25 protein-coding genes are annotated in these 21,966 nt (G+C 51.2%); 5 read left to right on the forward strand and 20 right to left on the reverse strand.

Annotated features, from left to right (window positions below; genetic code table 11):
* The first annotated feature begins 17 nt into the window (after positions 1-17).
* From JU82_RS01870 to JU82_RS01880, 3 genes are read left to right on the forward strand one after another with little or no spacing between them, the layout of a single operon-like run.
* Complete coding sequence (locus JU82_RS01870) at positions 18-701, forward strand: tetratricopeptide repeat protein (RefSeq protein WP_037945871.1); 684 nt, start codon at positions 18-20, stop codon at positions 699-701.
* A gap of 12 nt (positions 702-713) precedes the next feature.
* Entirely contained in the window at positions 714-1,328 is a 615-nt protein-coding gene (locus tag JU82_RS01875) for a riboflavin synthase (RefSeq protein ID WP_037945873.1), read from the forward strand.
* A 20-nt stretch (positions 1,329-1,348) separates the two neighbouring features.
* Positions 1,349-1,660: a hypothetical protein gene (locus JU82_RS01880; protein ID WP_294892001.1), complete on the forward strand. Its 312-nt coding sequence runs from the start codon at positions 1,349-1,351 to the stop codon at positions 1,658-1,660.
* Here the strand turns inward: JU82_RS01880 and JU82_RS01885 are convergent.
* From JU82_RS01885 to luxS, 4 genes are read right to left on the reverse strand one after another with little or no spacing between them, the layout of a single operon-like run.
* Positions 1,635-2,381 (reverse strand): MnmC family methyltransferase, encoded by a 747-nt coding sequence (locus tag JU82_RS01885; protein WP_037945875.1) that lies wholly within the window; start codon positions 2,379-2,381, stop codon positions 1,635-1,637. The genes JU82_RS01880 and JU82_RS01885 overlap by 26 nt on opposite strands.
* Positions 2,378-2,824, reverse strand: coding sequence for a hypothetical protein (locus JU82_RS01890; RefSeq protein ID WP_294892002.1), 447 nt, complete (start codon positions 2,822-2,824; stop codon positions 2,378-2,380). Before JU82_RS01890 ends, JU82_RS01885 begins: the two co-directional genes overlap by 4 nt.
* A 35-nt stretch (positions 2,825-2,859) precedes the next feature.
* Complete coding sequence (locus JU82_RS01895; RefSeq protein WP_037945876.1) at positions 2,860-3,162, reverse strand: hypothetical protein; 303 nt, start codon at positions 3,160-3,162, stop codon at positions 2,860-2,862.
* A complete protein-coding gene (gene luxS, locus JU82_RS01900) occupies positions 3,162-3,668 on the reverse strand; it encodes an S-ribosylhomocysteine lyase (protein WP_037945878.1) in 507 nt (168 codons plus the stop codon). Before luxS ends, JU82_RS01895 begins: the two co-directional genes overlap by 1 nt.
* A 95-nt stretch (positions 3,669-3,763) precedes the next feature.
* On the opposite strand from luxS, the gene JU82_RS01905 reads away from it, so the two are divergent.
* Complete coding sequence (locus JU82_RS01905) at positions 3,764-4,936, forward strand: class II aldolase/adducin family protein (RefSeq protein ID WP_037945879.1); 1,173 nt, start codon at positions 3,764-3,766, stop codon at positions 4,934-4,936.
* An 11-nt stretch (positions 4,937-4,947) separates the two neighbouring features.
* Positions 4,948-5,253, forward strand: coding sequence for a putative quinol monooxygenase (locus tag JU82_RS01910; RefSeq protein ID WP_037945881.1), 306 nt, complete (start codon positions 4,948-4,950; stop codon positions 5,251-5,253).
* On the opposite strand, the gene lsrK is transcribed toward JU82_RS01910, so the two are convergent.
* The 16 genes from lsrK to JU82_RS01990 form a co-directional block, all read right to left on the reverse strand.
* Entirely contained in the window at positions 5,250-6,782 is a 1,533-nt protein-coding gene (gene lsrK, locus JU82_RS01915) for an autoinducer-2 kinase (RefSeq protein ID WP_037945883.1), read from the reverse strand. The genes JU82_RS01910 and lsrK overlap by 4 nt on opposite strands.
* Positions 6,779-6,982, reverse strand: a complete 204-nt coding sequence (locus JU82_RS01920; RefSeq protein WP_037945885.1) for a hypothetical protein — start codon at positions 6,980-6,982, stop codon at positions 6,779-6,781. The genes lsrK and JU82_RS01920 overlap by 4 nt, the downstream gene beginning before the upstream one ends.
* Before the next feature lie 108 nt (positions 6,983-7,090).
* The gene (locus JU82_RS01925) at positions 7,091-8,047 is read right to left on the reverse strand and encodes a thiamine pyrophosphate-dependent enzyme (protein WP_037945887.1); all 957 of its coding nucleotides are present in this window, start codon (positions 8,045-8,047) and stop codon (positions 7,091-7,093) included.
* A 10-nt stretch (positions 8,048-8,057) separates the two neighbouring features.
* Positions 8,058-9,278, reverse strand: a complete 1,221-nt coding sequence (locus tag JU82_RS01930) for a 2-oxoacid:ferredoxin oxidoreductase subunit alpha (RefSeq protein ID WP_037945889.1) — start codon at positions 9,276-9,278, stop codon at positions 8,058-8,060.
* Positions 9,278-9,694, reverse strand: a complete 417-nt coding sequence (locus tag JU82_RS01935; protein ID WP_037945891.1) for a 4Fe-4S dicluster-binding protein — start codon at positions 9,692-9,694, stop codon at positions 9,278-9,280. The genes JU82_RS01930 and JU82_RS01935 overlap by 1 nt, the downstream gene beginning before the upstream one ends.
* 10 nt (positions 9,695-9,704) lie before the next feature.
* A complete protein-coding gene (locus JU82_RS01940) occupies positions 9,705-10,262 on the reverse strand; it encodes a pyruvate flavodoxin oxidoreductase subunit gamma (RefSeq protein WP_037945893.1) in 558 nt (185 codons plus the stop codon).
* A gap of 125 nt (positions 10,263-10,387) precedes the next feature.
* Positions 10,388-11,032: an NIF family HAD-type phosphatase gene (locus JU82_RS01945; RefSeq protein WP_037945895.1), complete on the reverse strand. Its 645-nt coding sequence runs from the start codon at positions 11,030-11,032 to the stop codon at positions 10,388-10,390.
* Entirely contained in the window at positions 11,029-12,528 is a 1,500-nt protein-coding gene (locus JU82_RS01950) for a peptide-binding protein (RefSeq protein WP_037945897.1), read from the reverse strand. Before JU82_RS01950 ends, JU82_RS01945 begins: the two co-directional genes overlap by 4 nt.
* A 32-nt stretch (positions 12,529-12,560) precedes the next feature.
* Positions 12,561-13,286, reverse strand: a complete 726-nt coding sequence (locus JU82_RS01955; RefSeq protein WP_037945900.1) for a carbonic anhydrase — start codon at positions 13,284-13,286, stop codon at positions 12,561-12,563.
* 87 nt (positions 13,287-13,373) lie between these two features.
* On the reverse strand, positions 13,374-14,069 hold the full coding sequence (locus JU82_RS01960) for a phosphatase PAP2 family protein (RefSeq protein WP_037945902.1): 696 nt from the start codon (positions 14,067-14,069) through the stop codon (positions 13,374-13,376).
* Positions 14,056-15,657 carry a phosphoethanolamine transferase gene (locus tag JU82_RS01965; protein ID WP_037945904.1) on the reverse strand — a complete coding sequence of 534 codons (1,602 nt, stop codon included), beginning with the start codon at positions 15,655-15,657 and terminating at the stop codon, positions 14,056-14,058. Before JU82_RS01965 ends, JU82_RS01960 begins: the two co-directional genes overlap by 14 nt.
* 74 nt (positions 15,658-15,731) lie before the next feature.
* Positions 15,732-16,937, reverse strand: a complete 1,206-nt coding sequence (locus JU82_RS01970; protein ID WP_037945907.1) for a HAMP domain-containing sensor histidine kinase — start codon at positions 16,935-16,937, stop codon at positions 15,732-15,734.
* On the reverse strand, positions 16,921-17,574 hold the full coding sequence (locus tag JU82_RS01975; protein WP_037945908.1) for a response regulator transcription factor: 654 nt from the start codon (positions 17,572-17,574) through the stop codon (positions 16,921-16,923). Before JU82_RS01975 ends, JU82_RS01970 begins: the two co-directional genes overlap by 17 nt.
* A gap of 1 nt (position 17,575) precedes the next feature.
* Positions 17,576-17,863, reverse strand: coding sequence for a DUF3240 family protein (locus tag JU82_RS01980; RefSeq protein ID WP_037945909.1), 288 nt, complete (start codon positions 17,861-17,863; stop codon positions 17,576-17,578).
* Complete coding sequence (locus JU82_RS01985; protein WP_037945911.1) at positions 17,860-20,919, reverse strand: efflux RND transporter permease subunit; 3,060 nt, start codon at positions 20,917-20,919, stop codon at positions 17,860-17,862. The genes JU82_RS01980 and JU82_RS01985 overlap by 4 nt, the downstream gene beginning before the upstream one ends.
* Positions 20,919-21,965: an efflux RND transporter periplasmic adaptor subunit gene (locus tag JU82_RS01990; protein WP_037945913.1), complete on the reverse strand. Its 1,047-nt coding sequence runs from the start codon at positions 21,963-21,965 to the stop codon at positions 20,919-20,921. Before JU82_RS01990 ends, JU82_RS01985 begins: the two co-directional genes overlap by 1 nt.
* Position 21,966 lies beyond the last annotated feature (1 nt).

Below are 21,966 nucleotides of genomic sequence, written 5' to 3' on the forward strand. Positions count from 1 at the left end.
ACGAAAAGGTACGATAGATGCTTCAACGCGCATTTGATGCTTTTAACGCCGGCAACTATCCCGAAGCGGCGGAATTGTTTGAAGATTTAGCCCTCCAAAACAATCCCGCCGCCCTCGCCTCATTGGGATACATGCACCAAAAGGGGCTCGGTATGGAAAGCTCTGTGGAAAAGGCGTTTGCCCTCTATGCCCAAGCCGCCGAGCTGGATGAACCGGCGGCCCTGTACAATCTGGCCCTCATGTATGCCGACGGTGTGGCGGTGGCACACGATCAGTTCAAAGCGCACGAACTGCTGCTGCGCTCCGCCGTTTTGGGGTTTGCTCAGGCGCAATACGAGGCGGGGCTAAGTTTGGAGCGGGGTCTGGGGTGCGTCCAGAACTTCTCCGAAGCGGCATTCTGGTACGAAGAAGCCGCCAAACGGGGCAACGCCAATGCCTTCAACAACCTCGGCGTCCTCTACAAAGAGGGGCATGGGGTCATGCAGGATTTTGCCCGGGCCTTTCTTTGCTTCTCGCGCGCCGCCGAAGCGAACCTCGCCGAAGCCCAGTACAACCTCGGACTGATGTTCGATCAGGGTCTGGGATGCGAAGCGAATCACGATCTGGCGCTGGAGTGGTGCCGCAAAGCGGCCTATAACGGTCATGAAAAAGCCAAAAGCATTATCCGCTCCTTGCAAGAAGAGGGTAAAATAGTATTTTAACGAAGGGGTTTCATGTTTACGGGATTGATTCGAGAGATGGCGCAGGTGAAAAGTTTCGGGGGCAACCGCCTCAGCCTCAAAGCCGCGCATAAACCCAAACTCGGCGACTCCATCGCCGTCAACGGCACCTGCCTCTCGGTCGTGAGCATCGAGAGCGACGGCTTCAGCGTCGAGCTTTCCCCCGAAACCCTCTCGCATATCGCAACCGAAAAACTTTCGGGAGACGTGCACATCGAACCGGCGATGGCGATGGGAGATCGGTTCGAGGGGCATATCGTACAGGGGCACGTCGATACGGTCGGCACCGTCCGATCCGTAACCGACAACGGCAACAGCTACGACGTCATCATCGACGTCGAGAGCGAATTCATCCCCCTTATCCCCCCCAAAGGCTCGATCACGATCGACGGAGTGAGCCTGACCGTCAATGACGTCTACGACGACGCGTTCCGTCTCACGATCATCCCGATCACCATGCGCGAAACGCTGTTCGGCACCTACAAAAAAGGGACGCGGGTCAACATCGAAACCGACGTCTTCGCCCGCTACATGCGCCACATTCTCAGCGCATCAAAACCCAAAAGCATGGGCTGGGACGATATCGACCGCATCCATTCTTTGTATTAGTAAACGCCGAAGGAGTACCATTGAAACCGCTTGAATGGATCATGCTGGGATCGTTTGTCGCAGGCTTGATCCTCACCGTATGGAAACTCTATGCGTTTCTCCCGGTCCGACGCCTCAGCGACGATGACACGACTCCCGAATCGGTCGAGCTGCTGGAGCGGATCATGCAAGAATGCGACCGCAACGAACCGGGTTTGGACGACGAAGCGCTGTTTGAGAAAATCATTGCCCATCCCGAATTCGATTCCGCACATTTTTGGCGTTTTAACCTCAACCGTCTCCGCCATTTGATCGAGCACTACCGCTTCAAAGAGCCGCACTTTCGTCTTTGAGCGATTGCGCATGAGGGTTGCAGGCGATCTTGTGCGCCATGTCCACCCTCTCATAATTCTCCAATACCCGTCTCGAGGCAAGCGTCGCGTTGCGATACCCTTCCCCCGAATTGAGATAGACGTTAAAACCGTTTTCATGCAAAGCAAGCCGGGTCGCAAGCGCCGTCGAATAGGTTGTCACTATCCCCTCTTCGCCCATCAGCCGCGCAATGTCGGCAAAGTATTCTCTCGTCCACAGCATCGGATTGGCTGAGGGGCTGAACGCATCCTGATAGCACACGTCCCATCTCCCCTCCAGCTCCCGCATCGCGGCTCTGGCATCGGTGATCTCGACGGTGATTTGCGTCCGCTCGTCCTCGTAGCCGCCCAAAGTCGCAATGTCGGTGATAATGTTGCGATACGGTTCAAAGATCTCGGGATAGGGGAAATCACTCAGCGAAGCGACCAGATCACCGTCGAGTTCGGGAGAGTAGATTTCGAGCGTCGTATCGGGAAAATAGGTGTCGCGGTAATAGAGGCTGAGAAGAGTGTTGAACCCAAGCCCGAAACAGATGTCGATCAGTCGCAAATGATCTTTATCCGCGTGAAGCGCAAAAGCGGGCTCAATGTGTTTTTTGAGCGATTCGTTGAGGGCGCCGTCTTTGGTCGAATGGTAATGTTCGTCGTATTCGCTGCTGTAGGCCGTATAACTTCCGTCGTCGCTTTGTACCCACTTTTTCATAGTCCGTTACCCCACATATGCATTTTCTTCGCCACGATCACATCGTACCCCTCTATCAAATCGCTGATCGTATTGGCCGCACGAAATTCCGATCTCTCCAAAAGAGCCTCGATTTCAGAACTTTCCGCCGTCCCTTTGGACTGGACAACGATGATTTCGGCAGAGTTTTCCAATGAGCGGTAAATCAGCTGCAAGAGTTTGTGAGGAAGCGCATGCACGTGCAAAACATCTTGGAGAACGATCGTCTCGTAATCGCGGGTGGCGGAACGGATCGGCGAATGAAAATCCTTGATCGTGTCTGTTTTGCCGATGAGGGGGGAGACATGTTCCGTATGCTCACCCGGAAAGAGCGAAATGTCTACCGTTGCATTGAAGGGCTCCAAAAAGGTGCAGATATCAGAAATCAATCCGTCGGCGTGCGAAGTCGCCACCATAATTTTCATCTGAGGCGACGTCTGAAAAAGATCGCAGAAGGAAGTCATACTGACAAATCGTGCAGTTCTCTGAATAAATAGGCTTCGACGATATCGTCGATGGTGCGCTGATGCGGGGCGACGAGAACCATCATCTGATTGTCGATAAACTCCATAACCGGTTCGTAGTTGTTGGTGACGATGACCGCATCGAGCCATCCCTCGATGCCGGAACGGTCGGCATAGAAGTTGATCTCGACCACCCGCCCCTCTTCGATTTCGACGGTTGCCCAATGCGCTGCGCTCAGAATACCCGTGAGTTCAGATTCCTGAGTATCATCGCCGTCCATCGGCAACAAAAGCAGCATTATTTTTCTACCTTCGAGAGGTCCAGCTTCAGCGCCTCGTTGTCCATGATGTCGATGTCTTTGCGAAGCACTTCGGCGGCAATCGCTTTGGCGTCTTCGAGGGAGTGCATTTTATACGTACCGCATTGGTAAATATTGAGTTCGGGGATATCGTTTTGTGATTTGACTTCGAGAATGTCTTTCATCGACGCTTCCCATGCCTCAGCAACAACCTCTTCGCTCGGCGTCCCGATAACGCTCATATAAAATCCGGTGCGGCATCCCATCGGAGAGATATCGATGATCTCGGTCTGATCCGAATTGAGGTGATCGCGCATAAATCCCGCAAAAAGATGTTCGAGGGTGTGAATCCCCTCGGGAGAGAGAACCGCCTCGTTCGGGCGGCAAAAACGGAGGTCAAAAACGGTGATATCATCGCCTTTTGGGGTTTTCATCCCCTTTGCACGGCGAACGGCGGGAGCGGGCATGATGGTGTGGTCTACGCAAAAACTGTCGAGTAACGGCATGAAAATCCTTGATTTTTATCTTTAATTGAAGCAATATTAGCATATTTCACTGTCGCATCGCTATAATTCGGGGATTAAACCAAAGGTGTAACCCTATGAAAAGCCTTTTCGACGATGCAACGGCCGTCTCATTCCGCAACGACCCTCTGGCCATGAGGGTCTATACGTCGCAGCTGCTGGGCCGGGACAAAAACTTGGTTCTCCACGGAGGAGGCAATACCTCCGTCAAAATCGGCACGACGCTTTATGTCAAAGGGAGCGGCTGGAACCTCGACACGATCGAAAAACCGGGGTTTTCCCCCGTCGATTTGGGGGCATTATGCGCCATGGCCGGGCGCGAGAGACTCTCCGATGCCCAAATGGTCAAAGAACAGCGTGAGGCGATGTCCGATCAGAGCGCTCCGAACCCTTCGATTGAAGCGATTTTGCATGCGATCATCCCGTTTGCGTATGTTGATCATACCCATGCCGATGCCGTCGCCACCCTGACCAATACGCCCGAGGGCAAAAAACTCGTTCAAGCGCTGTACGGTCCCGATATGCTTGTGATCGACTACGTCATGCCGGGATTTGAGTTGGCCAAGCATATTTACAATCTGACGCGCACGATCGATTGGAATACCCTGAAAGGGATGGTTCTGATGCATCACGGCGTTTTTACCTTTGACGATGATGCCAAACGCGCCTACGAGAAGATGATCGACATCGTCACCGTTGCCGAAGAGTACCTTAAAGCTCGCGTGAGCCTTCCGAGTACGGAGTGTGCCCGTAAAGCCGATTCGGCTCTCCTCTCAACACTCACGGAGGAAACATCGTCGCTGCGCGGTACCGACATTACCGCCGTACTCCTCGATTCGCCTCAAGCTCTGACCCTTTCGCGTCTGCCGAATCTCAAAAATATCATTCGCAACGGCGAGCTCACCCCCGAGCATGTTATCCGCATCAAGCCCTTTCCCGTGCTGATCCGCGAAGACGTCTCTGCGGGGATGGCTGAATTTGTGCGCGACTATCGTGACTATTTCGATGCCCATGCTTCCGGTGAGCACATCTGCCTCGATCTCGCTCCCCGTTACGCGATCATCGAGGGTCTGGGCGCCGTAGCTCTGGGCAAAGACGCCCAAGAAGCGGCTGTCATCGCCGATATCGTCGAACATACGATCACCGCAATCCTCTCGGCAGAGCAGCTCGGCGGGTGGGGATCGCTCACGCTTGCTCAAATGTTCGACATGGAATACTGGGAACTTGAACAGGCCAAACTTAAAAAATAAGGATTAAATCTATGAAAATTACAAAAAAAGTGACCTTTATCGCCAAAGAGGAGCATATCGCTACGGTAAAAAAATTATTAGAGGATATGGTTGCCCCCTCGCTCAAAGAACCGGGATGTTTGTTTTACTACATTTTCCAATCACAGAGCAATCCGCGTAAGTTCTTCGCCGTTGAATCATGGGCAGACGAGGCGTCACTGGAGGGGCATAAACACACGGAACATTACGCATACTACAAATCGCACTACGAACCGTTTGTCGATGACAAGTACACCGAAGAGTTAGACCTCCTCACCGAAGCAGCTTATATTTTTTAAATTCCCGGAGCCTTCCACATAGGCTCCAGTGTCCCCTCGCGAACCAACTCCATTTGCTTGGAGTAGACTTTGAGCCATTTTTCTTTTATCTCGCCATACTGAGCGTGATTGGCCCCGTTCGGTTCATACGTCCGCTCAATTTTAACGATCTCTTTCCCTGCTTCTTCAAAGCTTTTATAGACTCCTGCGCCGATTCCCGCAGCCATTGCCACACCCAACGCCGTTGCCTCTTTGACTACCGGAACACGCACTTCCAGACCTGTGACATCGGCCAATATCTGTGACCATAAAGCTCCGTTAGCTGCCCCGCTCGCAAAGGTGATGGAGCTTGGACGTACGCCGCTAAAGGCTTTGATGTTCTCCATGTTGATCGCACTTACGATACACGCGTTCTCTTCGAGTGCGCGAAACATGGATGCGACGTTGTATTTGGATTCATCCAGCCCCAAACCGATGAATGAGGGGGAGGCATGTATCCACTCGCCGTAGTTCATCCGATCGCTAAAAACCGGGGTGATGCCGTACGATCCGAGCGGTACCGTTTTAGCCATCTCTTCAAGCTCGCCGTAGCTTTTCCCGCATCCGAAGCTGTTCCTAAACCAGCGCATCACCAGCCCCGTAAAAAAAGTGATCCCCTCTGCCTGAGACATCCCGCATACCACGTGCGGATTCACCCGTAACAGCATCTCATCGGAGAGTATCGCATCGGATGGGATATTGACCACCTGCTGCCAAAAGCTCCCGCCCAATACGACCGCATCGCCGAGTTTTGAAGCCCCCAGACCCGCCGTGCCGATCTGAACGTCTCCGCCCCCCATGACGACGAGGGTTTCCGTGCTCAATCCCGTCTCGACAGTGGCCTCTGCGCTGACAGGTCCCAATACCTCTCCGCTCTCGCGTATCGGTACAAAGAGATCTTTAAGTCCGCATTGTTCAAATTCACTCTTGTTCCATGAGCGGTTTCGCAGACTGAATGCCCCTGCCGTTCCTCCATTGGAAGGCTCAGACGCCAACTCTCCGCTGAGCTTGAAGAGTATCCAATCGCTGATCATCGTAAAATAGCGGGCTTTTTCATACACTGACGGGCGATTGTTTTTCAGCCACAGCAATCGCGGTGCGGCAGAGAGGGCAAAGGTTTGACCGCTCTTGGCGTAACTTTCTTGTTCCAATGTCGGATAAGTGCGTTTAAGATAGGCTACTTCTTTGCCTGAACGTCCGTCGACATTCGCCACCCCCCAGAGTTCCCGTTTTTCGCCGTCATAAACGACAATCCCCTCACGCATACTCGAGGCAGAGACCGCCGCTATATCAGCAGGATTGATGCCTGAGGCAGCGATGGATTCTCGGATGCACCGCTTGGCAAGTTCCCATCCGCGCTCAAAATCAAACCCCATCGATCCCGCAACGCCCGCTTCGGAAATATGTTCCCATTCGTATTGTGCAATGGCGATTTGATTACCGAGGGTATCAAAGACAATAGAGCGGATACTCCCCGTCCCAGCATCGAGTACGAGAAAATAACGGCTCATTTCAGCTCTTTCATGTTCAAAAATAGCTCCATCGGCAGCCGTTGTTCTACCGTTCCTTCGATCGGCCGGATTTCGATGTTGCAAATAGAATCCTTAAGCTCTTCGGCCAGCTTCAGCAGCTCTTCTTTGCTGTTGCGTTTGGCGATTCCGCGCGCGGAGCATCCGGTAACGCCTTTGTGGTTATACGTCATACGATACATGGCAATTCCAAAATAGTTGTTTTTGGATAAAAAGCAAAGAGAGTTCCAATAGTATGAAAAAAGATTATTTAAGAAAGAATGAGGAGGGTTGAGAGGGGAGGAAGTGTCTTAGACACTTGCCTCTTCGCGACGCTGGAGGTAATCCCATTTCGCATCGACGCGGGCTTGCCACTCTTCGATGAGATGCTCGTATTTGCTGGTAAACAGGTGTTTGAAACGTCCCTGCGCACCGAGGTAATCGCGAACCGGAATAACGTTCTTCGGACGGTATGTGATGTTCAGCTTGGTACCGTCGATGATTTCGTACAGCGGGAAAACCAACGAATCGGTCGCCAGATCGGAAATAGCGATCGTGTCTTCCGGTGCGAATTTCCACTCGGTCGTACACGCCGACATCGCATTGATATAAACCGGGCCTTCTGCCGCAAATCCTTTTTGGATTTTGGCTACCATGTCTTTCCATTTGTTCGGAGCGACCTGTGCCACATACGGAGCGCCGTGTGCCGCCATGATGGCCATCATGTCTTTTTTGTTCATTTTCTCACCGTAGCTCACGCGGCCGGCGGGAGTCGTCGTTGCAGACGCACCGATCGGTGTCGAAGACGAACGCTGTCCTCCGGTATTGGCGTAGACTTCATTGTCCAAACAAACGTACATCATGTTGTGTCCGCGCTCGAAACATCCCGAAATCCACTGGAAACCGATATCGTACGTCGCACCGTCTCCGCCGAAAGCGACGAATTTAGGAGTACGGTCCGGCTGTTTCAGACGCCCTTTGGTTTTAAGCGCTTTGTACATCGCTTCGGCACCCGCAACGGCAGACGAACCGTTTTCGAATCCGATGTGGATCCATGATGCATCCCATGAAGTGTACGGATAGACCGCCGTACAAACTTCAAGACATCCCGTAGAAGCGGCAAGAATCAAATCGTCGTTCGTAGCGTTCAGGACTTCACGGACAATGATCGAGTGGGCACAGCCCGGGCAAAGAAGGTTTGCACCTTCAAAGCGGTCAGCAGAAGTCGAAAACTCTTTTAGGTTCTTGATTTTTTTAATTTCAGACATCGCCTACTCCTTAGAAAAACGAAAGTTTCGGTCCGCGCAGACCGATGTATTGCTGCAATGGAGTCGTCGGTTTACCCGCGTCCATGTTTGCTTTAAGATCGTTATAGATCCCTACCAAATGTGCTTTAGTCAAATCACGTCCGCCCAAGCCGTAGATATAGTTTGTCAAAACGGCGTTCGTACCGGTGTTGAAAAGAGACCCGGCAAGCTCATTGTAAAGCGTTCCGACGGTCCCGTGCGGGCTTGAGCGGTCCAATGCAGCAATCGCTTTTACCCCTTTGAGTGTTTCGGCAATTTGCTCCAACGGCCACGGACGGAATACGCGGATTCCGACTACGCCCGCTTTGATTCCCTGCGCGCGAAGCTCGTTCGATACCTCTTCGGCAGTCTCTACCGACGTTCCCATACATACCACGGCAATTTCAGCGTCTTCCATGTTGTACGTTTCAACGAGATTGTATTTGCGTCCGGTCAATTTTTCAAACTCATCGAACGCGGTCTGGATTTTTGGCAACACGACCGTCATCAACGCGTGCTGTTGACGTGCTTTGTGCTCAAAATGCCAGTCTTCTTCGGTTTGTACGCCGTGCGTTACGGGATGGTCCAGATCAAGCATGTCGTTCATCGGTTTGAATTCGCCGACGAAATTGTAAACTTGTTCGTCTGTCAGAGTTTTGACGCCCTGCGCCGTATGCGACGTCATAAACCCGTCTTGGTGAACCATTGCCGGAAGGCGGACATCGTGGTCTTCCGCAACTTTGAAAGCGATCATGTTCATGTCGTACGCGTTTTGAGGGTTGTAACAATCGATCTGAATCCATCCGCTGTCGCGTCCGAGATACATATCCGAGTGGTCGCCGTTAACGTTGAGAGGCGCTCCGAGAGCACGGTTTACGACGTTCAAAACGATCGGCAAACGCATTCCCGATGCGGAATAGAGGGTTTCGACCATCAAAGCAAAGCCTTGTGACGACGTAGCAGTCGCAACACGTCCGCCCGCTGCCGCCGCACCGATACAGCATGACATCGCGCCGTGTTCGGATTCGGTCATCACGAATTCGCCGTCGACATAGCCGTTAGCGGTGAAATTCGCATAATTTTCAACGATCGGAGTCGATGGGGTAATCGGGTAAGCGGCAACAACGTCTACCTGTACTTGGCGAAGCGCCTGGCTTGCCGCCATATTCCCGTCCCAGACTTCAATGTCGCGTAGTTCCATTGTATCAGCCATTAGTCTTCCTTTGGTTCTTCTGCTTTAGCATTTTTATCTTTTTGAGGCCATTCGGCAAGGGCAATCTCTTCGTCTTTTTGCTCCGGGAACATCAACAACGATTTTGGATTCGTCGGACAGACTTCCACACAAATACCGCACCCTTTACAGTGGTCATAATCGACACCGACCATTTTTTTGTCGCGCGAAATAATCGACATATCCGGGCAGTATACCCAGCAAAACTGGCAGTCGATGCAGTAGTCTTTGTTAAACAAAGGCTTTTCGATACGCCAGTCCGCAACGCTCGCGGTGAACGAGTTTGACTGTGAATAAGGGCGATTTTCGGGGAGCATCGTAGCGATATCGCGTGTTGCTCCGTCAAACGATCGGAGCATGGCACCGATTTCGAATCCATCCCATCCTTTTTTTTCCATCATGTGCTCCTTATTTCACTTCATCATACGCGCGTTGAATCGCGATCATGTTGGCATCGATAATTTTTTGAGGAAGTTTTTTGAGAACTTTAATCATGCTCTCTTTGAAAAACTCGATATCGTACATTCCCGATACTTTCATCAGCGCACCGAGCATAGGTGTATTGGGGATCGCTTTCCCGATCGTTTCCTGAGCTATCTTGATGCAGTCTACGGTGTAAACTTTTTTCCCCTGCAGTTTCGGCTGAGACGCGACAAGCTCTTCGGTGCTCATGTGTGTCGTCACGATGTAGATCGTATTGTCTTTTTCATTCGCGGTGATATCGGCGACATAAACCAGAGCGGGGTCGATAACCAAAACATAGTCAGGTCTCATATACTTCTCGTGGTTCAAAATCGCTTTGTCGTCGACACGGTTATACGCCGTCATCGCCGCTCCGCGTTTAGCCGAACCGTAAAACGCGAATGCCTGAACATGCTTACCGGTGGTGGATACAACGTCTGCAAGACCTTTTGCACCTGTAACGGCACCTTGTCCGGCTCGACTATGCCATCGAATCTCTAGCATGAATTCTCCCTCATGACTTAAGTTTTAAGTTGAATCTTTATCAATGCGTGTATTTTATGAAAGTTGCTCTTAAATGTAGCTTTTCACTTTATGGGAGTCTGACTTGGAAAGAAAATATGTTACTTTCAGCCCCGTTCAGCGATATATCGGACCGCTTCGAGGGCATCGGGTTTTATAATATCTGTTAATGTGAGTAATTGTTCCTTATTATCATACCCGCTGGTCACGGCTACGCTTTCGATTCCGGCACGGCGAGATGCTTCAATGTCCAAACGGGTATCGCCGATCATCCATGCCGATTCTTTTGTCGCGTTCATTACCTCTAGCGCTTTGAAAATCGGTTCGGGATGCGGCTTTGGGTTCTCAACATGCTCGCGGCCGATCAATACCTCAAAGTGTCCCATGACTCCGAAATGCTCCATCAGTTCCCGGGAATACAGCCCCGTTTTCGTCGTGACGATCCCCAGCCGCGCAAAGGCTGCCGCTTCTTTTATCGCCTCGATTGCACCCGGAAGCAAAACGGTCTTCTGGCGCGAAATCTCGCGGTAATAGAGTTTGTACGTGGCCACATGCGCATCTATACGCGGCATCGGAACACCGGCGGCGGCGAACATCGTCTCAAGCGTATGGCCGATCTGCGAAGTGATCTGCGTTTCCGAAACGCCGGCTATCTCGCCGTGCACGCTTAGAGAGTGGCGGAAACTCTCGACAATCGCCTCGGTCGAGTCGATCAATGTCCCGTCCAAATCAAAAAGGATTACTTTTTTCACTTTTTCTCCCAGCTGATATAATCTTCCCAGATGCCGTTAACGGTGGGTTTTACCCCCCTGATTGAGCGGCTGTACACATTGATGTCGTTCGGAATCACCAAAAACAGATACGGGTTGTCTTCCGCAATCTTGGCATAAATGCGGCGCTGCAACGCGGCGATTTTTTGCGGATCGACCGATCCTTCCATCTCTTCGATCAAACGGTCGACCGTTTTGGAGCGGTAACCGACCAGATTGAATCCTCCGGGAACGTCGCTATCGGAGTGCCAGAGGGCGTAAGGGTCCGGAGTAAGCGAGAGGGCCCATCCCAGCAAGACGGCGTCGAATTTGCGCGGAGCGACAACGGTGTTCAAAAATGCCTGCCACTCCATCACTTTCAGGGTCACTTTGACACCGATTTGCGCCAGCTGTCGCTGCATAATCTCCGCCGCATACGGACGAATCATGTTGGAATTGGAGGTCGCGATTTCAAACGTCAGCGGATGCTTTTCGTCGTAACCGGCCGCTTTGAGCAGCGCCTTGGCTTTTTTCACATTGCGATCGGGGGCTTTGATACTGCCGTTGTACCCGTTGCTTCCCGGCAAAAAAGGGCCGGTGCATACGTTGCCGTGTCCCAAAAACAGCAAATCGATCAAAGATTGACGATCGATCGCCAGCGAGAGCGCTTCGCGCACTCTGGGGTCCTGAAACTTTTTGAGGCGCAGGTTAAACCCGAGGTAGGTATAGCTGTGGGAGGGAAGTTCGAGCGTTTTGAACTGTTTGTGAAACGCCTTATCCAATTGCCGCTCGTACTGCATCGGTTCCAGCGCGCTTACATCGATCTGGTTTGATTTGAGCATTAAAAACCGCGTCATCGGATCGGCGATGACGTGAAAAACGATCCGGTCGATCCTGGGGGGATGTTCAAAATAGCGGGGATTGGCTTCGAGAACGATCTGTTTGGAAAATTCAAGCTTTTTGAGGATGTAGGGGCCTGTCCCTACGGGTGCCGTATTGAAGCGGCTCCCCATCACGTCGCTCTCTTTTTCCAGAATGTGACGGGGAACGATCCCCATCATCCAGATCTCAAGCGCTTTGAAATAGGGTTTTTCGTATGCTACGCGCACCGTATAATCGTCGATGACACTGAGTGATTTGACAACCCGGAAATCGCTGGCATAGGGAGTAACGACCTTCGGCGAGCGGATCAGTTCGTACGTATAGGCAACATCTTTTGCCGTCAACGGCTTGCCGTCATGCCACAACACGCCGCGGCGAAGCTTGAACTCGATCAGCGTCGGGGTGAGGAAGCGGTACGACTCGGCCAGATCGCCGATAACTTTTTTTCCGCTCTCGTCGTATTTGACCAGCGAATTGAATAAAAAACCGGAAATGGAGGAACTGGCCGAATCGGTCGCGATCAGAGGATTAAGGCGTGCGGGATTGGAGGATGCGCTCAGATGGAGCGTCGAAGCGATCAGCCAGACGCTTTGCACAAGCAGAAGTAAAAATTTCAATCTCAACCCGTTTTTGGGTGAGATTATAGCATTTATTTCGCTTCTACGATGCGGCCGTTAAGGGGCTGTACCGGGCGGTAGTTGTGATCGTAGAACTTGCGCATCGCGGCAATCTGCTCTTTGGTTGCGCTTTGGATCTCTTTCATCACATACCAGCGGACGTTTTCGCTGCACGGCGGAGTGGTCAGAGACCCCATGAAGTGAAAGTAACGGTCGCTGTTTTTCGGAAGCAGCTGGGCGGGGTTAAGGGTGCCGGCCGTGCCGACGCCGCTCGTTACCGTATCGAGCATCGCATTGCGCTCTTTCCCTTCTTCGAAAAGAACCCCTACGACAAGAAGGTTGCCGAAGGTGCTTTTGTGCACCATATGGGCAACCAGATCGTACTGTTTCCCATTGATTTTTTCTTCGCTTTTGCCGTGAAAGTGAAATTGTACCAGCTGATAGTCCACCCCCTCGACACTGATTTTTCCGCCGTTTTCGACATTGACCTGAATGGCATGGCCGTTATCGACGATCTGGCTTTTGGCCTGAACGTTTTCATCGAGCTTGATAACATGGTTCGGGGCGATGGAAACGGTATCGGCCGTTTTGATGTCGATCGGCGACTGGGCTTTTCCATCTTTGCAGATCGCACTGAAATCGCACCAGTGGGCAGGTCCGTGAGCATCGTAATCCCAATGGGGGGCATGGTGTTCTGAGGCATACGCCCCGAAAGAGAGTAACATAGCCGCTAACGAGAGGGCAAAAGCATTTTTCATCCGAATTCTCCTAAAATAATCAATGCTTATCTTATCGGAGATGCTTTCCCTGCGTCAAATCAAAATAATTTGGGCAAACGTTCAATTTTATTGAACGCTTTTTCTGCTTTGCAGCACATCAACCAATCGAACGATAATAAGAATAATCAGCCATGCCATCACCATTGCGATGATCGTATGGCTTAGGAAATGATCTCCTTTAAAAATTTTATACAGCCCCATGCTCCACGCAACGGCCAATGCCGCTCCCAACGCTATGACCTTGACTTTTTTTCGCTTGAATGCAAAAACCAACGCCAACAACGAAAATCCGAGGCTCGCATGCCCGGCGGGCCAGCAGCGTATCCGATTTTCTTGACAAAAATCCTTCGGGTAGGGGTCCAGAACTCCCACATGCGGATATTCTCCGCCGTACATCTGCCAATCTCTCGGGCATGGGACATTCGTTGCCGTTTTAAGAGCAACGGTAATGGAGGGGACAAGAATGCCGGAGAGGACCAGAATCACCATTACCCTTCGATGGCGTTGAACCCACTGATGTTTATTGCCAAAGAGCAATGTCAGCAATAAGGCCGAAAAAAAGATGATAATGAGTTTTTTAATACCGTCGTACAAAATAAAATCAATCCATGGGTACCGCCCCTGAACGATCAGCCACTCGCGGGTCTGGATATTGTAAAAATGGTTTTGAACCCACACATCGGGAGCGGTACTCCAACCGAAAAACACAATAGACACAATCAAAAGAATAGCGGTGATGATAATATTTTTAGTGGACGCCATATAAAATGTCCAATTCGGAGTTGTAGATGCTGCTATCGATTTCAGTAAAGTTCAATACCGTGTGAAAATACGAATCGTGTGTAAACGGTTTGTGCATTTTTCGTTTCAGCGCCTCTTTATCGATTGCAAAATTTTTGCCGAACCACATGATAGCCGGAACGTGCTTTTGCGCGTCAGGAGCTATCGTATAGGGAAAACCGTGCAGGTACAACCCTTTTTCCCCGAGCGACTCGCCGTGATCGCTGACGTAAAACATCGCCGTTTCGAATTTGGAATCGTTTTGTTTCAAAAACGCAATGGTCTTGGATAAAAAGTAATCGGTGTACAGTATCGCATTGTCATACGCATTGGTAATCTCTTCGGGCGTACATTCTTCAAGCTGATTACTGCGGCATACGGGAGTAAACTTTTCAAACCGCTTCGGATAGCGTTTGTAATACGCCGGACCGTGATTTCCCATCTGATGCAAAACAATCACAATGTCTCCTTTCGGGTGAGCATCGATATATTCCTGAAGCCCGACCAGCATCCCCTCGTCCCGACATTCTCCCTCGTCGCACAAGGTATTGTTTTCCGGCGTTTTAAAATCCTGATATTCTCCTCTGAGGGCCACCCCTTTGGAATCGGAATTATTATCGCGCCACAGCACATGCACGCCCGCATGACTCAAGACGTCCAAAACATTTTCGGTGTGTTTGGCTTTGTCTCCCTCATACTTTTCCCGGCCAAACGACGAAAACATACACGGAACCGATACCGCCGTTTCGGTTCCGCATGAGCTGAATTGAGAAAAATTGATAATATCCTCTTTTTTCAGCAGCGGATTGGTTTCGCGGGCATAGCCGTTAAGCGAAAAATGATCGGCCCGTACCGCTTCGCCGACGACCAGAATGACCAGTTCCCGGTCCACATCGCTGGCAGGGATTTTGGCGTCTTTGCCGATAACCTGCAATCCTGAGTAATTATGCGAAAACGCTTTAGACACATATTTACCGACCGAATAGAGGTAGTACGCAGGATTCGCGTAGTAGCGCAGCGGCTTATGTTCCCGAAAAAACGAGGTATAAAACTGGCTGAACACCAACATAACGGCAATCACTCCCCCCAGTGCGATACCCACCGTTTTCATATCATTAAGCGCCTGAACGCGAAACGGAGGATACACGATTTGAAGACGATACACGATCCATGAGGGGGCAACGCCCAGCAAAACGAGGTACAACCCCATCTTCCAGCTCAGAAGATCGGCCGATTCGTTGACGTTGGTCTGCATCGTATTGGTAATCATATGGGTATCGACAACAATGTCGTAGGTATCCATAAAATAAGCGACCGCAGCGGTAAGCATCAACAAAAGAATCAATACCGGTTTGAAGATCCACCGATTGGTCAACAGCGTCAATAGCAAAACGCTGCTTGCAAATAAAATGACGGCGACGGATGCAATATGTACCATGCCGATCCCTGAAAAAGAATAGGCATTCGTAATATGCTGAAAAAACGACATATTGGCAAATAAAACCCAGAACAGCGAAACGGCCAAAATCAGATTTCGGCTTTTAACGGGTTTGTCAAACCATGAAACCACTATTGCTCCCTTTTAAAAAAGGACATTTTAAAAAGGTTTGGGCAATCGACGGCTAACCGTCGGCTAACGGTTGATTAACGGATGAAAAGATCGATGCGGTACGACACCTCATCCCCGGAAATGGTATAGCGTATCCCGATCTCTTTGCAGATGCGATCCAGCATCTTCTGGCCGATCCGGGAGCTGAAAAGGTATTTTTCACCCCCTTTTTGATTGGCGATACGGATGCTTTTTTGGGCGGGATCAAACATCACCGTGATGTCGCTCCCCTCTTGTGCGTACGTGAGGGCATTTTCGATCAATGCCGTCATCAGCTTGCCAAACAGTTTACGCGGGGCCTGCACAAAGAAACTCTCCCCGCTTACATTGATCCTCAGCCCTCGTCGGCGGGTCAGGATATCCACTTTGGAAATGACGTCGTATAAAACGTCTGCAATCTCAAAAGATGAGCTATCCTCAAAATCGGAACTCTCAAAAAACAGGACGTTTTTAAGTTCCGACATAAGCCGTTCGATGTCATTGCCCAATTCCGCCACCATTTTTTCTTTCGAAATACGGTCGCTGTTCGTATACACGTCCAGTCGCGCCCGCATCAAAGCGATCGGCGTTTTAAGCTCATGGGCCATCTCTTTGAAAAGCGCTTTTTCTTTGACACGGAATCCTTCCAAACGGTGAACCAGCGTCGAAAATGCGCGGGAAAGTTCATCGATCTCCTGCCCGGGATTGTTGAGTGTAAATTCGAACGGATCACCGCTTTTCCATCCTCTGGCCCGCTCGGCCAAAATGGCCAGCGGCCGCATATAACGCTGCAACAGCAGAAAACTGACAATCAACACGAAAAGAAGCGACACCAGATAGCGGGTGCCCAGTTTTGCCCCGTATTTGGCCACGGACGCATCGATCTTGTCATGATCGCTTATGATGTTCAAAAAGAGATTGTTTTCCAGAGGAATCGAGGCGCTCACCTCTTTGTCACCCGGGATATAAGGAACCCGCCCTACTTTAAAACGGACGTGACTTGCCTCGGAGTCCTTCAGGATCAATACGTTGTGCGGAATGGAATACAAAAAGGACAAATCGCTCGATAGGGTGAGAGGTTCATGGATATATTCGTCTTTGCTCTCAACGAGCAGATGGTTCAGTACTTTCTCCAAATCATCAATTTTTTCCTCGTGTATCGTGCGCACCGCTACCTGCCAGTTGACGGCAAAGGCAATCGCGATCAGCAGGGAAAAGAGAAGGACGATTTTGAGTTTCAGGGAATTAAAGCCGGTTTTCAATCACATACCCTCGCGTTTTGACCGTCTTGATCACCTTGGGATCGAGTTTTTTGCGGATCCGTGCTACCAGCTCGTCGATCGCATTGGACGTGATGTTTTGGGGATTGTCGTACAAGGCGTCCAGAATCTCTTCGCGCGCGACAATCTGAGGTGCTTTTGAGAGAAGATAAAAAAAGAGGGCGTGCTCGTTTTTACTGAGTACGATAGGCTCCCCGCCGCGTGTCAGGGATTCGCTTTCCGGATCGATTTCAATCCCCTCAATCATAAAACGGCGAATGCCAAACCGACGCGAAAGGGCAACGATCCGGGCACGCAGCTCTTTGATGTCGAACGGTTTTTCGAGATAATCGTCCGCGCCGAATCCGAACCCTTCCACCTTATCGTCCACCCCGCCCAATGCGCTAAGAACCAAAACAGCCGTTCCGGCGTTTTTGGCCTTGGCGTAGGCGATCAGCTCTTTGACCCTGTCCATTCCGTGAAAGGTACGGTCCAAGATGACCACCGCATAATGAAACGCGTCGAGATGTCCTTTGGCTTCTTCTACGTCCGAAGCCGTATCGACAATCCATTCGTCCTCCAGCGACATCCGCAGAAGTTCAAGGAGTTCTTTTTCATCATCGGCAATCAAAATGCGCATGTTACAGTTCCTCTAACCTGTGAGCAAATATTTTGATACTTTTATCCCGCAATGTCGATTTGATATCGGATGCCAGGACATCGGCATCCTGTTCCTCTAAAAACAGGCGAAACAGACCGAATTCCCGTCGGGCGCTTACCTGCTCTTCGGCACTGATCAAAAACGCTCCGGCCGAATAGCGGTTGCAACGGAAAAAATAAAAATCATCATACCCTCGGGAGAGCAAAAAATCGACCAATGCGTCCTTGACCCCCATCTCGAAATAAATATCCAACCCTTTTATGCTCATTTTTGGGTCCTTTTGTAGAGGATTTTAAACGCCGGAGGCAGAATCAGCAGCGTCAAAACGGTTGACGTCACCAATCCTCCCAGAACAACGATGGCAAGCGGTTTTTGGACTTCGCTGCCGACCCCTGTCGCGAACAGCAGCGGCAGTAATCCCAATGCAGCAATAAACGCCGTCATCAATACCGGCCGTAGACGCCGCTGTGCACCCATACGGACAGCATCGTCAATACTGCACCCGTTTTTCAGCAGCGCATTGAAATAACTGACCATCACCACCCCGTTCAGGACGGCAATCCCGAAAAGGGCAATGAAGCCCACCGATGCCGGAACCGAAAGGTATTCTCCCGACACAAACAGCGAGATCACTCCGCCGGTGACGGCAAAAGGGATATTGAGCAGAATAAGCAGTGTTACCGGCACGGAGCGGAACGTAAAAAACAAGATCAGAAAGATCACCCCGATGGAAAGGGGAATCACCATCATCAGTTTGGCGGCGGCCCGCTGCTGATTTTCAAACTGTCCGCCGTACACGACACGGTACCCCTTGGGGAGTTTGACGTTGTCGGATATCTTTTGTTTGGCTTCTTCGACGAATCCCACAAGGTCACGCCCTTCGACGTTAGAGCGCACGGTGTTCAGCCGCTCCCCGTTCTCGCGATCCACCTTGAGGGCTCCCTCACTCGTTTGAATATCGGCAATACTCGAAACGGGGACCGAAAAACCGTCCGCAAGCGGAAGTTCGAGGGATTTGAATCGCTCGATATCGGCGGACACCTCTTCATTCATCCGCATGATAACCGGGATACGGGCATTTCCGATCGGAAGTTCATCCACACTCACCCCTTCCAAAGCCACTTTCAAAAACAGCCCCAGTTCGGCCGAATCGACCCCGGTTTTGGCCGATTCGATCCGGTTGGGCTTGACGCTGAGATAATTGACCCCTTCGTTGAGCGTCGTGAAAACCTCGGTCGCCCCGTTCATCCCCGAAAGGGTGTCCGCAATCTCTTCGCTGAGACGGTTGAGGGTGTCGATGTCGTTTCCGTAGATTTTAACCGCCAAATCCCCACGCGTTCCGGTCAGCATCTCCGACACCCGCATCTCGATAGGCTGGGTAAATCCGAAACTGATCCCCGGAAAGTCGCTTAAAGCGGCTTTGATTTTGTCCTTGATCTCCTCTTTCGAAGCGGCTGTCCATTCTTCCTGAGGCTTGAGGGCGATAAACGTATCGGTCTGGTTCAATCCCATCGGATCAAGACCTAGTTCGTCCGAACCGGTGCGGGCGACGATACTTTTGACTTCCGGCACTTTTTCAAGAATCGTTTTTTGGATCGCGAGATTGAGTTCTTTTGACTTTTCAAGTGAGATCGACGGCGGAGTCTCGACACCCAATATAATGTCCCCCTCATCCAGTGTAGGCATGAAACTTTTGCCGACGAACAAAAACAGCGTGAAGCTGAATATCAAAAATACGATCGCGCTCACAAACAGCGTTTTGGTACGCGTCAGCGAAAAATCGAGCATCGGCGCGTACAGACGGCTGAAAAAATTCCCCAATCGGGTCTCTTCGTGCGGAGTACTTTTTAAGATCAGCGAACAAACGACCGGAATCAGCGTCAGCGACAAAACCAGCGAACCGAACAGCGCAAATACGATCGTCATCGCTACGGGGGCGAAAAGTTTCCCCTCCAACCCCTCCAGTGTCAGCAGCGGCAAAAAGACGACGGCAATGATCAAAATACCGCTGAAAACGGCCGTAGAGACCTCTTTGGTCGCACGGTAAACCTGATGCAGCTTCGGCAGTGACGAATCGTTTTCACTGAGTTTGGCAAACGCGTTTTCGACGACGACGACCGCCGAGTCAACCAGCATTCCGATCGCGATCGCCAGCCCTCCCAGACTCATCAAGTTGGCGCTGAGTCCGAAATACTTCATCATGACAAACGCGATGGCAAGCGAAAAGGGAAGGATCACACTCACCGCGATCGCGGCCCGGGCATCCCCCAAAAAGAGCATGAGCAGTACAACGACCAAAACGATTGCTTCGACCAGCGCTTTTGAAACGGTGGAAACCGCTTTTTCGATCAGTTCGCTCCTGTCGTAAAACGGCACGATCGTGACCCCTTCGGGCAATTGCGGCTCAAGTGCGTCAAGACGCTGCTTGATTTGGGTGATCGTTTCCTGCGCATTGGCCCCTTTGAGGGTTAGAACCAATCCTTCGGTCGCTTCGCCGACGCCGTCTTTGGTCACATATCCCAAACGGGTGCGCGCCCCTTCGCGAACCTCGCAGAAATCGCCGATTCGGATCGAACCGCTGTGCGAATGAATCGTGATATTGGCGATTTCGGAGGGGTCTTTAACGCCGCTTTGGACTTTGACCAGATAGCTCTCTTCAAACGCATCGACCCGTCCGGCTCCGTCGTTTTTCAGGTTGTTGGAGAGCGTCTCTTCCAGCGCACTGAGCGTTATTCCCAAATTCCGCATCGCCTGAAAATCGGGCTGAACGACGATTGCCCGAGCCTCGCCCCCGAGCGCGTTTACGTCTGCGACCCCTTTGGCTCCGCGAAGTGCGGGTCGGATCACGAAATCAAGGAGTTCCCGTTTCTCTTTTTGGGTAATGTCCCCCTCAATCGTGAACATAAACGCCTCTCCCAGCGGAGTGGTGATCGGCGCCATCCCTCCGCTCACCCCCTTGGGAAGTTCAGGCAGAAGCGATGCGAGCTTTTCGGCAACCTGCGCACGGGCACGGTAGATATCGGTGCCGTCGTTGAAATCGATGGTGATATCGGCGATCGCGTATTTGGACGTACTTTTGAGAAGCTTCTGGTTTTCCAGCCCCAGCAACTCCGCTTCGAGGGGTTTGACAACCCGGCTCTCGACCTCTTCGGGGGTCATCCCCGGCGCTTTCATGATGATTTTAACCTGGGTCGATGAAATATCGGGAAAGGCATCGATGGGAATCTTCATGAATGAATAGACCCCGTATCCAAACAGGGCCAATGAGAGCAGAATGACGATCAGACGCTGTTTGAGGGAAAATTCAATGATAGAATTGAGCATTATTCAAATCCCATTCCGCTAAGTGCGCCCTTGAGGGTAATGATCCCTCCGCTCACCACCCGGCTTTGCGGGGTAAATCCGTCTGCTTTGACGGCTACGTGCTCTTTGAAATATTTTTGGATCTCCACCGTTTTGGGTTCAAATCCTTTTGCGGTACGGATAAAACAGATGTCGCGGTTTTTGTATTTGGTAACCGACGTTCTGGGAAGCAATACCCATTGCGTTTTTTCCCCCGCGGCGATATACATCTCCGCGGATGTTCCGGCACGGAACGAAACATCCGGTTTCGCGATCCGTGCAACGGCGGAACCTGAATTGTTCATCCGGTTAACCGATGCGGAAACGGAAATAACGCTGCCGATGACCTTGCCGTTTTTATCCGATACCGTCGAGCCCTTGCGAATCGACGCTATAAGCTTGGGAGGGATCATAATAACGGCATTCAGAAGCGAAGCATCGGAGATTTTCAGATACGGCACAAATGCCTCGATCTTCTCTCCGCCCATCAAAGGACCCTGCGAAACGATCCCCGCGCGTTTGGCACGGATGGCAAACATCATTCCTTCGCTGGGGCGGATATCGGCCCCGGCATACTGAAAGCGTCCGGTGATTTCCGCAACTTTTGCCTTCAGACTCATGACCTCGAGGGCGCTTCTTTGTGCATCCCTCTGCGACAATACGCCATCACGGTAAAGCGTATCGTCTTTTTTGGCGTATTCCCGGGCTATTGCGAGCCGTTGCTGCACTTCTTTGAGTTCAAAACTGCTCGCAAGAAGTTCTGCCGACGCGATGCGGCACACCACTTCTCCTTTTTTAACGGCGTCTCCGGGCTTTTTGGCGACGTTCACGACGGTCGCTTCGCTGCTGAGCGTATACGTCGAAGAGCGTTCGTCACCGTAATCAAACGTTCCGATAAACGGCCCCATCGAATCGCCCTGAATCATTCTGACGTTTTGGACGGTGATGCCGATTTTTTTGATCTGGGCATCGCTCATGGTTATCGCACCGAACGCCAGCGCACTCGTCAACATTGCCAATACAATCATT

This window comes from Sulfuricurvum sp. MLSB (assembly GCF_000747095.1).
Taxonomy (GTDB): Bacteria; Campylobacterota; Campylobacteria; order Campylobacterales; family Sulfurimonadaceae; genus Sulfuricurvum.